Source organism: Pseudogemmobacter bohemicus (genome assembly GCF_003290025.1).
In the GTDB taxonomy this organism is placed as follows: domain Bacteria; phylum Pseudomonadota; class Alphaproteobacteria; order Rhodobacterales; family Rhodobacteraceae; genus Pseudogemmobacter; species Pseudogemmobacter bohemicus.
On sequence record NZ_QNHG01000002.1, the window covers coordinates 1,392,421 to 1,405,146 of the forward strand.

14 protein-coding genes are annotated in these 12,726 nt (G+C 66.1%); 3 read left to right on the forward strand and 11 right to left on the reverse strand.

Features of this window, described 5'->3' with window-relative positions:
- Positions 1-769: 769 nt before the first annotated feature.
- From DRF71_RS14520 to DRF71_RS14535, 4 genes are all read right to left on the reverse strand, one after another.
- On the reverse strand, positions 770-1,672 hold the full coding sequence (locus DRF71_RS14520) for a 4-(cytidine 5'-diphospho)-2-C-methyl-D-erythritol kinase (RefSeq protein WP_232831508.1): 903 nt from the start codon (positions 1,670-1,672) through the stop codon (positions 770-772).
- A complete protein-coding gene (locus tag DRF71_RS14525) occupies positions 1,641-3,521 on the reverse strand; it encodes a tetratricopeptide repeat protein (protein WP_112311182.1) in 1,881 nt (626 codons plus the stop codon). Before DRF71_RS14525 ends, DRF71_RS14520 begins: the two co-directional genes overlap by 32 nt.
- Positions 3,522-3,804: 283 nt before the next feature.
- Complete coding sequence (locus tag DRF71_RS14530) at positions 3,805-4,158, reverse strand: hypothetical protein (protein WP_112311183.1); 354 nt, start codon at positions 4,156-4,158, stop codon at positions 3,805-3,807.
- A complete protein-coding gene (locus DRF71_RS14535; protein WP_112311184.1) occupies positions 4,158-5,810 on the reverse strand; it encodes an electron transfer flavoprotein-ubiquinone oxidoreductase in 1,653 nt (550 codons plus the stop codon). The genes DRF71_RS14530 and DRF71_RS14535 overlap by 1 nt, the downstream gene beginning before the upstream one ends.
- Before the next feature lie 323 nt (positions 5,811-6,133).
- Here DRF71_RS14535 and greA point away from each other — a divergent pair, with 323 nt between their 5' ends.
- Both greA and DRF71_RS14545 read left to right on the forward strand, forming a co-directional pair.
- A complete protein-coding gene (gene greA / locus DRF71_RS14540; protein WP_112311185.1) occupies positions 6,134-6,604 on the forward strand; it encodes a transcription elongation factor GreA in 471 nt (156 codons plus the stop codon).
- A gap of 12 nt (positions 6,605-6,616) precedes the next feature.
- Positions 6,617-7,636, forward strand: a complete 1,020-nt coding sequence (locus DRF71_RS14545; RefSeq protein ID WP_112311186.1) for a hypothetical protein — start codon at positions 6,617-6,619, stop codon at positions 7,634-7,636.
- A 7-nt stretch (positions 7,637-7,643) separates the two neighbouring features.
- Here the strand turns inward: DRF71_RS14545 and DRF71_RS14550 are convergent, their stop codons facing one another.
- From DRF71_RS14550 to DRF71_RS14580, 7 genes are all read right to left on the reverse strand, one after another.
- Complete coding sequence (locus DRF71_RS14550; protein WP_232831509.1) at positions 7,644-8,270, reverse strand: GNAT family N-acetyltransferase; 627 nt, start codon at positions 8,268-8,270, stop codon at positions 7,644-7,646.
- Positions 8,260-8,760: a molybdopterin-guanine dinucleotide biosynthesis protein B gene (gene mobB, locus DRF71_RS14555; protein WP_112311187.1), complete on the reverse strand. Its 501-nt coding sequence runs from the start codon at positions 8,758-8,760 to the stop codon at positions 8,260-8,262. The genes DRF71_RS14550 and mobB overlap by 11 nt, the downstream gene beginning before the upstream one ends.
- Positions 8,757-9,329: a molybdenum cofactor guanylyltransferase MobA gene (gene mobA, locus DRF71_RS14560; RefSeq protein ID WP_112311188.1), complete on the reverse strand. Its 573-nt coding sequence runs from the start codon at positions 9,327-9,329 to the stop codon at positions 8,757-8,759. Before mobA ends, mobB begins: the two co-directional genes overlap by 4 nt.
- Positions 9,330-9,365: 36 nt before the next feature.
- Entirely contained in the window at positions 9,366-9,992 is a 627-nt protein-coding gene (locus DRF71_RS14565; RefSeq protein ID WP_112311189.1) for a hypothetical protein, read from the reverse strand.
- 60 nt (positions 9,993-10,052) lie between these two features.
- Complete coding sequence (locus DRF71_RS14570; RefSeq protein ID WP_112311190.1) at positions 10,053-10,202, reverse strand: aa3-type cytochrome c oxidase subunit IV; 150 nt, start codon at positions 10,200-10,202, stop codon at positions 10,053-10,055.
- A 169-nt stretch (positions 10,203-10,371) separates the two neighbouring features.
- Positions 10,372-10,857: a DUF6173 family protein gene (locus tag DRF71_RS14575; protein WP_112311347.1), complete on the reverse strand. Its 486-nt coding sequence runs from the start codon at positions 10,855-10,857 to the stop codon at positions 10,372-10,374.
- On the reverse strand, positions 10,854-11,903 hold the full coding sequence (locus DRF71_RS14580) for an MBL fold metallo-hydrolase (RefSeq protein WP_112311191.1): 1,050 nt from the start codon (positions 11,901-11,903) through the stop codon (positions 10,854-10,856). The genes DRF71_RS14575 and DRF71_RS14580 overlap by 4 nt, the downstream gene beginning before the upstream one ends.
- Positions 11,904-12,048: 145 nt before the next feature.
- Here DRF71_RS14580 and DRF71_RS14585 point away from each other — a divergent pair, with 145 nt between their 5' ends.
- Positions 12,049-12,720 carry a thermonuclease family protein gene (locus DRF71_RS14585; RefSeq protein ID WP_112311348.1) on the forward strand — a complete coding sequence of 224 codons (672 nt, stop codon included), beginning with the start codon at positions 12,049-12,051 and terminating at the stop codon, positions 12,718-12,720.
- Positions 12,721-12,726 lie beyond the last annotated feature (6 nt).

The window sequence follows — 12,726 nt, forward strand, 5'->3', positions numbered from 1 at the left end:
CCGCGAAGGAGCGCCCGGTTGTGCGACGCCGTTTCAGAGCGGGGTTCTCATGCCTGCGCCTTTGGGCATTCGCTGAACCGGTCTTCGTCGTCTGGACCGATTTCCGGGGGTGGCTTCGCGGAAACGTTCGAAATGGGGGGGCCGTCTTCCATGCGGTGCTGACCGCGCTGCGCAGTTCCCGGAACACGGGCGGCGATCGGGGGCAGACTGCTCCAGGGCATCGGGCGCGAATCCCGGGCGAGATGTCTGGCGTTCCGGCCATCCGGTGATCCGCGCGTGAGGGTGTCGATGACGCCAGCGGAGGGCTTGCCCGTCTTTGGTTCGGAACATCGCCCGAAAAGACACACTGCCCCCGGGCTGCGGGCTGAACTATGCCCGGTGGTTCTTCTTTGCCGATCTTCGCGGATATCGGGAGGGTCCGCCACCAATGCGCATTGCGCTGCCCCTTATTGTCGAGGCACCGCAGGGGGCTTTCGCGCCTATCGGGAAAACCCCCGCGTCATCTTGCAATCGGTCTCAGCGACCGGAGCCTCCGGAAAACCCGGAGCGGTTCAAATCGGGGCGGGCGCTGCACCTGGACAGGCAGGCATAAAGGGGGAGGGCGCCATGTCGATAAGGGGCCGCAGGTCGCAACGGATCACAGCAGCGATCACCCCGGCATGGATCCGGCGGTTTTACAGCCACACGGTTCAGTCAAAAAATGGTTGCTGGAACCGTGTCGGCTTGTCCTGCGGGGCGGCGCGCGCGTGCCCCCCAGGGGCACGGGTCATCAGGGCGCCTGGGCTTTGCCCTGCGCGCTCAGGATCGGGCCGGCTTTGGCCCACCAGGCGGGATTGGCCTTTGCCACCAGGGGCAGGGCGGCGGCGGCGGCCGTTTCATCTGCAAAAAGCGCGAAGCAGGTGGCGCCGGAGCCCGACATCCGCGCCATCAGGGCGCCGGGAAGCCTGGCCAGAACCGCAAGTACAGTGCCGATTGCCGGGGCGATCTCGCGCGCGGGCGGCTCCAGATCATTGCGCTGCCCGCGCGCCCAGGCGGCCAGTGCGGCGATATTGGGCCAGGAGGGCAGCACATCCGGCATGGCCGGGTTGTCGCGCTGTGCGAGGGCGCGGAAGACTGCCGGCGTGGGCACCTCAACGCCCGGATTGACGAGGAGGATACCCCCCGAAGGAAAACCGGCCAGCGGCTCGACGATCTCGCCAATGCCGCGCATCCGGGCTGGGCCGGGGTTCAGGCAGACCGGCACATCGGCGCCGAGCCCGGCCGCGAGGCGGGCGATCTCTGCCGCATCGGGGCGCGTGCCGGCAAGCCGCAAGGTCGCGCGGATCGCCGCTGCGGCATCGCTTGATCCGCCGCCGATACCGGAAGCCGGCGGCAGGTGCTTTTCCAGCCGGAACGCCAGCGGCAGGTCGGGCATGACCACCCGGGCGGCGCGCAGCACAAGGTTGTCTTCGCCCTGAGGCAGCGCCGGTCCGAACGGCCCGGCAAGGCTCAGCAACGGCGTGGCTGCGACGCGTGCCTCAAGCCAGTCGCCGATGCCGGCAAAGACCACGAGGCTGTCGAGCAGATGGTAGCCATCCGCCCGCTGCCCGGTGACATGCAGGCAGAGATTGACCTTTGCAGGCGCGAATTCGCGGATGGGATCAGTCTTCGGCAGGGTTGTCCCCCGTCGCACCGCCCCCCGTCGCACCGCCGCCTGTCCCCGCATCGGTGGCCCCTTCATCGCTGCCATTGCCGGAAGGGGCAACTTCCGGGACAGCGGGCGGCCGGGGCACGATACCCTTCGTCGCCTCATCCGCCATCACCGCATCAAGCCCGACTTCAAGCTTGCGGCGGATGCGGGTCGCGTCCTTCTCCTCGGGGCCGTAAGACATCGCCCTATGCCACTGGAATTCGGCCTCGCGCTTGCGGCCGATCATCCAGTAGACATCGCCCAGGTGATCGGTGATCACGGGCTCCACCGGTTCCAGCAGCGAGGCCTGTTCCATCGGTTTCAGCGCCTCTTCATAGCGGCCCAGCGTGAAATAGGCCCAGGCGAGACTGTCGAGGATCATGCCGGAATCGGGCGCTCCCGCCACCGCCTGCTCGATCAGCGCCAGCGCCTCATCAAGGTTCTGCCGCCGCTCGATCAGGCTGTAGCCAAGATAGTTCAGCACCTCGGGCTGGCCGGGATTGATCACCAGCGCCTGGCGGAAATCGCGATCGGCCTCGGGGAACAGTCCCTGGCGCTCCGCCGTGATGCCGCGGCTGAAATAAAGCACCCAGGCCCCGCGCGGCGCCGGTTCGGGCAGCAGTTTCACCGCCGCATCATAGGTGGTCTTTGCCTCGGCCCAGCGTTCCTCGCGCCGCAGCATATCGCCAAGCGCGGCCTGGACGACCATCATATCGCCATGGGTCCGGGTCAGGGATTTCAGCGATTCGATGGCGGCTTCCTTGCGGCCGGCGGCGTAAAGCGCATTGGCGCGGCCAAGCTGCGCATCATACCAGGAGGGGTGGTCGGGCGAGAAGGCGTTATAGGCCTCTTCCGCGAGATCATATTCGCCCAGCTCTTCCAGCATGGCGGCGCCCAGCAGGATCGCATCATCATGGTCGGGCTTCAGCGCCACCGCGATACGGCAATTCAGCTGCACGAAAGCCGGTTCCGCCTCACCGCTGAGCAGGGTGGCCAGTGACCAGAACACCTCGGCCATGCCCTCGCGGGCGTCCTTGATGGTATCAAAAGGGATGGTCTCGCCGGCGGCCAGCCGGGCGCGCAGCTCGGCGGCCAGCGGCTCGGGGGTATTGCCCCAGGTCCTGTCGATCAGCGCGATGGCATCCTGGTTGCGCTCCAGCTGCGAGAGGATCTGGACATGCGCCAGCACGCCGCGCCGGTTCAGCCCAAGGCCGGGGCTGGACAGCGCCTTGTCGGCGCCCTCGAAATCGCCCGCGAGCGCCAGCGCCAGCGCCTTGTGATAGATACCATGCGCCTCAAGGCCGCGCCGTTTGGAGATCTCGTCGAATTCGCTCAGCGCCTCGGTCATGCGGCCCTGGCCGATATCGGCCCAGGCGCGGGCAAGCCCATCGACCAGCGGCCCGATGGATTGCCCCGATTCCAGCGCCGCATTGACGGCGGCGAAATCGCCATTCAGCGCGTCGCGGCTGATCTGAGCCAGATCGGCCAGCTGGCCGGGTTGCTCGCCATCGGTCATCAGCGCGTGGCGACGGTCGGCGATTACGGCGGCATCGGCGATGTTGCCGAGGCTGAGCAGAGAAAAGATCGCGCCATCCATCAGCAGCGGATTGTCGGGATCCTTGCTGAGCGCCTGGGTGAACCAGGCCGAGGCGGCGCGGAAATCGCCGGCGGTTTCGGCATTGCGGGCGGCGAGGAAGGCGCCGGAATCGATGGTGGCCCCGGCTGTGGTGTCGGCGGGCGCGTCAGACCCGGTCTGGGCCTGCGGCGTGGGCGTCTCTTGCGCCGAAAGCGGCATCAGCCCTGCCAGCGTCAGGCCAAGCGCCGTGGTCAGCGTGAGGAGAGAACGGATCATTGCGGAATTACCCCCTGGACTGCCTCAGGCGAGGTGCCCCGCCGCCGGTCTGTCTGACGCAGCCGGTTTCCCCGCGAAGCTAACGCCCCGTTTTGCCGCGCGCAATGCGGGGCGCAGCGGATCGGGGTGGGGATTTAGCGCTCTGGCACTGCTGCGGGCTGAACTTCTCGTGAGAGGAGGCTTATCGGGTGCATTGGGTGACGAGGCCCATCAGCGCCACGCAGAGGATACCGATCCCGATGGCGCGACCCATGGCGGCTGGGTCGCGCCAGAACGGGTTCTGCTACAGCCGGCAGGGCGGATGGGTCTTGTTCCAGGTGCCTGCTGCGGCGGCCGCGACAGGATCCTGCAGCGAAATCGGGAAAAAGGGCTGTGCGGCACCGGTTTCGGGATCAACAGCGCGCCAACGCCTGCGGCAGAGGCGGCTCATCGGCGCCGTAGTAAAGCCATGGGCGAGCCCGGTCAGATCGACACCGAACGTCTCTGCGAAGCCCTGGATCACCTCGTTGCCGTCATCGCCCTCACAGCGCAGCGAGCCGAAGATAACCCCTGGATCGAAGACATCGCCCCAGGCTATCTGCGGCTGCAACCAGGCGGGAATCTGTGCCTCGCCTGGTGTCTTCTGCCCGGTTTCCATCACATATTCGGATAGTTCGGCCCGCCGCCGCCCATTGGCGTGGTCCAGTTGATGTTTTGCGACGGATCTTTGATGTCACAGGTTTTGCAATGGACACAGTTCTGGAAATTGATGCGGAAGCTTGCCTCATTGCCTTCGCCCAGCACCTCATAGACGCCGGCCGGGCAATAGCGCTGTGCCGGTTCGTCATAGTCGGGCAGGTTGACGCGGATCGGGATGGTCGGATCCTTCAGCCTGAGATGGGCGGGCTGGTTCTCGTCATGGTTGGTGAAGCTGTAGGAGACATTGGTGAGCCGGTCGAAGGAGAGAACACCATCCGGTTTCGGATAGTCGATCTTTTTGTAATCTTTGGCCTTCCCGGTCGCCGCCGCATCGGTTTTGCCATGTTTCAGCGTGCCGAAGAACGAGAAGCCGAGCGTATTGGTCCAGAGGTCGACCCCGCCCAGCATCAGGCTGGCGGTGAGGCCCCATTTCGACCAGATCGGTTTCATATTGCGGACCTTTTTCAGGTCTTTGCCAATGGCGCCGGCCCGCACCTCCGTCTCGTAATCGGTCAGCTCATCGCCCTGGCGCCCCGCCTTGATCGCCGCATAAGCGGCTTCCGCGGCGGCTTTTCCTGAAAGCATCGCGTTGTGGTTGCCCTTGATCCGGGGCACATTGACCAGCCCTGCCGAGCAGCCCAGCAGCGCCACGCCCGGCGCCACCATTTTCGGGATCGACTGCCAGCCACCCTCGGAAATCGCGCGCGCGCCGTAGGCCACGCGTTTGCCGCCTTTCAGCAGTTCCGCCACCATTGGGTGATGCTTGAACCGCTGGAATTCCATATAGGGGTAGAGATGGGGGTTCTTGTAGTTCAGGTGAACCACAAAGCCGACATAGACCTGATTGTTTTCAAGGTGGTAGATGAAGGACCCGCCGCCCGCATTGCCGCCCAGCGGCCAGCCCATCGTATGGGTGACAGTGCCCTGGCGGTGTTTCTCGGGGTCGATTTCCCAGATCTCTTTCATGCCGAGCCCGAATTTCTGCGGGCAATGGCCTTCGGAGAGGTTGAATTTCTGGATCACTTCCTTGGCGAGGCTTCCGCGCACACCTTCCGAGAGGAAGACATATTTGCCGCGCAGCTCCATCCCCGGCTCGTAAGCCGGGCCGGGCTCGGCAGTTTCCGGGTCAAGGCCGAATTCGCCCGCCACCACGCCGGCGACGATCTTGCCATCTTCCGACCAGACCAGCTGCGAGCAGGCCATGCCGGGGAAGATCTCGACGCCAAGCCCCTCGGCCACGCCTGCCAGCCAGCGGCAGACATTCGCCATCGAGACGATGTAATTGCCGTGATTGTTCATCAAAGGCGGCATCGGGAAATTCGGCACCCGGATCTTGCCGGCCGGGCCGAGGATGTAGAAATTGTCCTCTTTCACCGGCACTTTGACGGGCGCATCCATAGTGCGCCAGTCGGGCAGCAGCGCATCCAGACCTGACGGGTCCAGCACTGCACCCGAGAGGATATGCGCCCCGACCTCGGAGCCCTTTTCCAGTACCACCACGCTCAGATCAGGGTCGAGCTGCTTCAGACGGATCGCGGCCGAGAGGCCCGAAGGCCCTGCACCCACGATCACAACGTCATATTCCATCGACTCGCGGGTGAATTCGGTCATGGGCTTCTTTCTCGCTCCTTAGCTTGCGGCCTGTCGGTGCCGCATTCTCTGGCTGGGACATCCTGTCGGTTTCCGGTTTTTCAGCCGGGCGTGACGTGATTGCCCTATGGGCAGGCGCGCGTCAACAGTGACGCAACATCACGGGTATAGGGCGGCCCTGTGCCGCAATTTTCTTGCCGTTAAGCGACAGGACGCGCATGCGACACGCCATGGCCCTTGCTTTTTCCGCGCCCATCGGGTGAGGTTGCCGGAACACGAGGCGCGAAGTCATGACCCGGGTGACCGGTTCGTGGCTTCTGTTTTTTTGAAGTGACGACAGCGATATGGAAAAAATTCCGGTAACGAGGCGCGGCTTTGATGTGCTGGACGCAGAACTGAGGCAATTGAAGACCGAGGCGCGCCCCGCGATCATCCGCGACATTGCCGAGGCCAGGGCGCATGGCGACCTGTCGGAAAATGCCGAATATCACGCCGCGCGCGAGAAGCAGGGCTTTGTCGAGGGCCGGATCAAGGAACTCGAAGGCATCATCTCGCTGGCCGATGTGATCGACCCTTCGACCCTGTCGGGCGCGATCAAATTCGGCGCCACGGTCACCGTGGTCGATGAGGACAGCGATGAGGAAAAGACCTGGCAGATCGTCGGCGAGGTCGAGGCCAATATCGAGCTTGGGCTGCTGAACATCCGCTCTCCGATCGCGCGCGCGCTGATCGGCAAGGAGGAGGGGGACAGCGTTGATGTCACCACTCCGGGCGGGCAGAAGAGCTACGAGATCCTGTCGGTGCGCTATATCTGAGCCGGAGCCGTGATGGCCGAAGAACCCGAGGATATGAAGAAAGCGAAACGTCTGGCCGCAGGGCCGGGCGCTTCGCCTGTGACCGAGATCGCCGCCGGGGTGATGTCGGGGATCTGGGTTGTGGCGGTGCTGGCCTGGGTCTTCACAGCGCCCGAAGGCGGCGAATCGCGGCTGCCGGGGCTGGTGATGACGCTTTTGATCCTGTTCCTGCCGCTGGCGCTGATCTGGGTCGCGGTGGTGACGCTGCGGCTGGTGGCCGATCTGCGCGCAGAGGCTGCCAGTCTGAAAGCCGCGATTGACGGCATGCGCGGCTCTTTCGTGGCCGCGCAGCAAGAGATCCGCAGCGTGATCACCCGGCCCGAAGCCACGGTGCCACCCGCGTCCCGGCGTGAGACGGTGACCGAGGTGCCGGCCGGCCCTGCGAGCTTCTCTTCGCGCCGCGATCAGGCGCTTTCGGTGCCCTCGGCCGACCGCAAGGCCGCGCTGAGCCCGCCGCACCCCGAGCCCGAGGCCGAACAGCCGACGCTTGCGCTTGGCACGCCCAGCGATCTGGCACGTCAGCCGCTTTCCATCGAAGATTTCATCACCGCGCTGCAATTCCCCGAAAGCCCCGAGGACAAGGCCGGTTTCCGTGCCCTGCGTCTGGCGCTGGAGGATCGCGAGGTCGCGAAGCTGATCCGCGCCGCCCAGGATGTGCTGACGCTGCTGAGCCAGGAGGGCATCTATATGGATGACCTGCGCCCCGAGCTCTGCCATCCTGATATCTGGCGCCGCTTTGCCGCCGGAGAGCGCGGTCGTGGCATCGCGGCCATTGGCGGCATCCGCGACCGCTCGTCGCTGGCACTGGCCGCCGGGCGGCTGCGGGAAGACACCATTTTCCGCGACGCTGCTCATCACTTCCTGCGCACCTTCGACCGGGTCTTCCAGGTGTTTGAGCAAAATGCCAGCGATAATGAGCTGATCCATTTCGCAGATACCCGCACCGCGCGCGCCTTCATGGTGCTGGGGCGTGTGGCGGGGGTGTTTGACTGATCGGGGCTCAGTCGCCGGGCTCAGTCGGCTGGCTGTCGGTGTCCAGCAGCCGCACCATGGTCGTGGCGGCGGCAAAGCCGAAGGCATAGCGCAACAGGCCAAGCTGATCGGTATGGGTGGCGACAAAGCCCTCGCGCTCATACAGCGCGCGGGCGCGGGGATTGCCCTCGATCACCTCAAGACGCACCGAGGGATAGCCGCGCCGCTGCGCCTCGCGGCACAGCGTGGTGATCAGCGCGGTGCCGATGCCCAGTCCGCGGGCGCCGGCATCGACCGCGATCCCGTCGATCAGAAAGCGCTCATTATCGACCTCATGGCTCAGAAGCCTGAGCAGCCCCGCCCGCCAGGCCGAGCCGATCACGCCGTAAACCCGGCGCAGATCGCGCCTGGTGCCGCCCGAGAAACTGCCCTGCACCGATTTGAACCCGGCAAGCCCGATCAGCCGGCCATTGCCGTCCAGCGCCGAAAAGCAATGGTCTGGCCTCAGCCCGCGCGTCAGGAATTCCAGCGCCCGGCGGTCCGGCCCCATGACACGGCCGAGTTTTGCACCAAAGGCTTCCCAATAGATGCGGGCGGCGGTGTCGCGCTGATCCAGCGGAAAGCCGCGCCGGATGGAGAAGCTTTCAGGGCGCAAAACCGCATTCCTTCAGAATGAAATCCGCGACGGCACTGGCATCGTTCAGGTCGAGAAGCGGCACGCTCAGCCCCGGCAGGGCCGCATCCGATGCCACCGCCCTGACCAGCGGGTCGCCGGGCTGGATCATCGGCCGGTCGGCGATGCCTTCGCGCCAGACCTCGATCTTCGGATGCGAATCGCGCTTATAGCCCTCGACCAGCACCAGATCGACCGGGGCGAGCCGCGCCAGCACCGCTGTCAGATCCGGCTCGGGCCCGCGATGTTCGCGCAAAATGGCAAAGCGCTTTGACGAGGCCAGCACGACCTCCGCCGCACCCGCCTCGCGGTGGCGCCAGGTGTCCTTGCCGGGCTGGTCGAGATCGACATGGTGATGCACATGTTTCACCGTCGAGACGCTGAGGCCGCGCCCGGTGATCTCGCGGACAAGGCGCTCCATCAGCGTGGTCTTGCCGCTGTTCTGCCAGCCGATGACGCCGTAGATCTTCATGCGGTACGGGCCTCGGCCCGGGCAAGGTCCTCCGGCGTGTTGAGATTGTCGAAAGCGGCGGCATCGGGGAAATCGACGGGTTGCGCGCCATGACGGGCGGCGAAATCGGCGATCTTCGGCTTCGCGCCCGAGGCGAGGAATTCCGCCAGCGGATCCGCCAGCGCGACCGGCCAGAATGCGGTCGCATTATGGTCGCGCCCGCCCGCGCGGGCAAAAGCCGGGCCCGGCCCGGCGGTCAAAAGGCGCGAGACCAGATCCGGCGGCAGGAATGGCGCATCCACCGGGTTCGAGACCAGCGCATCGGCGCCGCCCGTTTGCGCCGCCCGCAGCCCCGCAAGGATCCCAGCCAGCGGGCCAGGCGCGGTCTCGTCGGGCAATACGTCAAGCCCGGTGAATGCGAACCGCGCGGCATCGCCATTGGCAGAGATCATCAGGCGCGCGGCCTGGGGCTGCAACCGCCCGATCACATGCGTGATCAGCGGGCGCCCGTGCAGTTGCAGCAGGGCCTTATCCGCCCCGCCCATGCGGCGTCCCTGGCCCCCTGCGAGAATGACGGCAAAGACGCGCAAATCTGGCTGGCTCCCCTGACGGACGGGGCCGGCGGATCAGTTGACCCGCTGACCCTTTTTATCGACAAGGACCACCCCATGCCCGGCGCCGGGATTGTCGTTTTCCTCGGTCACGATGCGGGTGGTGACGCCTGGCAGCCCGGCAAAAGACGCATCGAGCCTTTTCGGGAAATAGCTTGAGGTCAGGCCCTCGAAACCCGGGACCGGGCGCAGGATGCCCGCGATAGAGCGGGCGCAATGCGCCTTGGGCACCGCGCCATTCGACAGCGCCCTTTGCAGGATCTCCTCGGCGACAGCGGGTGAAACGAGCAGCTTGCGCTCGATCACATGGAATTTCTCGCTCTCCGAGTCGCGGGCATGGTAGTCGAGGTAGAAATTCACCATGCGGTCGGTCATGCCGAAATGCACGTCATTGCGCTCGGGCGCGGCATCATGCTGCCAGGTGCCGGCCGGGTCGAACAGAATGCGCTGCGAGCCGTTGATCAGCAGCGCCGAATGCGCCCCCGAGCCGTTGCGGTCATTGATGGTGGTGAACAGCGTGATCTCGGTCGGAGCGCCGGCAACAAAGGTCGCGCGGGCGACCTGGTCATCCGGAGCCCAGATAGATTCCGCGCAGGATGACAGCGTCAGCACCATCGCGAGAGCGGCAAAAAGGCGATACATGGAAACTCTCCCGGCCCCCTGCGCCGGACCCGCAGCGGGGGCCGGCTTTGAGGCGTAAAATCAGGTCCGCGCGAGGCCGAGGAAGGCCAGCACCACAACACAAAAAACGATCGTCCAGGTTACCACCCGGATAAAGCCCGCAAAGGTCTTCTCCTGGACACGGATATCCATGCTGCCATGCGCGTGATCGACTTGGTTATGATCGGCCATTCTTCATTCCCCGGGAACAGATGCTTTCCCGCCTGTTAGCCGATTAGCGGCCTGCTGTCACCCTTTGGACGCGGTGATGGATGCAGGAAGATGCGGCGGTGATGTATCTTTCCCGCGCCCGGATCTGACCCTGGAATTGCGCCCGGTTTCGTGGATGCTGCCGCCGGGCTCAGCCGCCATCGCCCGCCCAGACCGAGGCATCCCCGGATTCGCCGCCACCCCAGCCCTGCACCAGGCGAAAGCCGATCCGGACCGGCGGCGCCTCGGGCGAGAGTTTCGGCACCGCCCTGAGCATGACCGAGAGCTGGCTGACATGCTGCACCATCTGGGTGCGGATGCCGTCTTCGTCCTGGCCGAAAAAGGTCAGCAGGTCCGGGGCGGACCAGCCCAGCCCCTCGATCCGCAGCACACCCGCCGCGCCGCCGGTGAAACCCATGGCGATCTCCTGGCTCTGGTCCAGCTGGCTCTCGAACTGGCGGATATAGATCACCAGCCGCTCGCAGGCCGATTCGGCGGCGGTTTTGGGCGCCGCAGCCGGCGGGCCGGCGGCGGATTTGCCCCTGGTGGAGGGGGCCGCGCTGCGCGCGGATTTAGCGGCTTTCGCCGCAGGGGCGGCGGCGGGGAGGGCGGGTTTGGATCGGGTCTTTTCAGTCATGCCTTTTGCCACAGCCATGCCCCATCGGGGCCGGGGAAACGGGTGATCTCGCCGCGCTGGTAAAGGTGGTTCAGATGCGCCACCGCCTCGGCCAGCGCGAGGCCAAGCTCGCCTTCGCCGATCCTGCGGCGGAACAGCAGCGGGAAGCAAGCCACAGCGGTCTGCGGCGTGGCGAGGAAGTCGCGCAGCCGGTCCAGCGCGGAAAGGTGGTTCCCGACCATCTGCCGCAGCCGGAAGGGAAGGCCGGTAAAGGGCAGCTTATGGCCCGGCAGCACCAGCTGATCCGCGCGTGCGAAGGTACTCAGCCGGGTGCAGCTTTCCAGCCATTCGTCCAGCGGATCGGCTTCGGGCTCGGCAGGGTAGACGCCGATATTGGCGGAAATGCCGGGCAAAAGCTGATCGCCGCCCAGGACCAGCCCGCTGCTTCCGGCGCCCCCGGTCTCGGGGGCCTCGCTCCAGAGTGTTGCATGCGACGGCGCGTGACCATGGCCGATGCGGATCCGCCAGTCGCGCCCGCCCAGATGCAGGCTCTGGCCCTCTTGCAGCCGGGTAAAGCCCGGCGGCAGCGGCGCCACGCAGTCCGAGGCGTTGAACGGGCGCTCTGCCATCCGGCGCTCCAGATCGGCGGGCGCCATGCCGGCGCGTTTCCAGAAGGTGATCGCCTCGGGCGAGGGGCGCTCTTCGGGCGTGTTCAGCAGCATCCGGGCGTAAAGCCAGGCGGTGCGGGTGATCAGCAGCTCGGCGCCCCGGGCGATGAACCAGCCCGCCATGCCGATATGGTCGGGATGGTGATGGGTGACGACCAGCCGCCTGACCGGCTTGCCGGCAAGGGGGCCGGCCAGCAAGGCCTCCCACCCTTTGACCGCGCGGCGCGAATGGATGCCGCAATCAATCAGCGTCCAGCCATTGCCCTCGTCCAGCGCATAAGCATTCACATGATCCAGCGCCCAGGGCAGCGGCAGCCGCAGCCAGAGGATGCCGGGCGCGACCTCGGTGGCGGTGCCGGGGGCGGGGGGCTCGGGGAAAGGGTGTCGGATTTCATCCATGACCCATCCATGGCCCGCCGGCGTTGCGGGGGCAAGGGTGAGGGGCTGGGGCGGGGTCTGGCCCGGGGGGCAGGTGTCGGGGCCTTGTTAACCTTGGTTAATATTTCCGCTGGACCCCGGCGGCAGCCTGGTGCAGGCAGAAGGCATGAGCGGGTTTCTGGTGCAGTTCTTCTTTGTTTCGGCAGTGTCTGCCTCGACGCTAATCAGCGGCCGGCCGCAGGTCACCGATGGCGATACGCTGAATTTCGGCGCGGTGAGCATCCGCCTTCACGGCATCGACGCGCCCGAGGCCGGCCAGAACTGCCCGCGCCCGGAGGGCGCCAGCTGGGCCTGCGGCACCGCCGCGACCGAGGCGCTGGCGGCGCTGGTGGCGGGCCAGGATATCCGCTGCGAGGCGCTGGACCGTGACCGCTTTGACAGGGTGATCGCCCGTTGCGAGGCAGGCGGGCGCGATCTTGGTCAGGCACTGGTCGAAAGCGGCCTCGCCTGGGCCTATACCCGCTATTCCGACGCCTACACCGCTGATGAGGCGCGGGCAAAAGCCGCTGGCCTCGGCATCTGGTCCGCCCCCTCGCAAACCCCTGCGCAAACCGCCTGGGATTACCGCTCGGGCCGCTGGAGCGAGGCCGCCGGCGATGTGTCGCTGGAGGACTGCCCGATCAAGGGCAATATCTCGAAGTCGGGCGAGCGGATCTACCACATGCCCTGGTCGCCGGCCTGGGCAAAGACCTCCATCCGCGAGGATCAGGGCGAGCGCTGGTTTTGCGACGAGGCCGAGGCCCGGGCCGCCGGCTGGCGCCCCGCACGCTGGAAGTAACAGCCG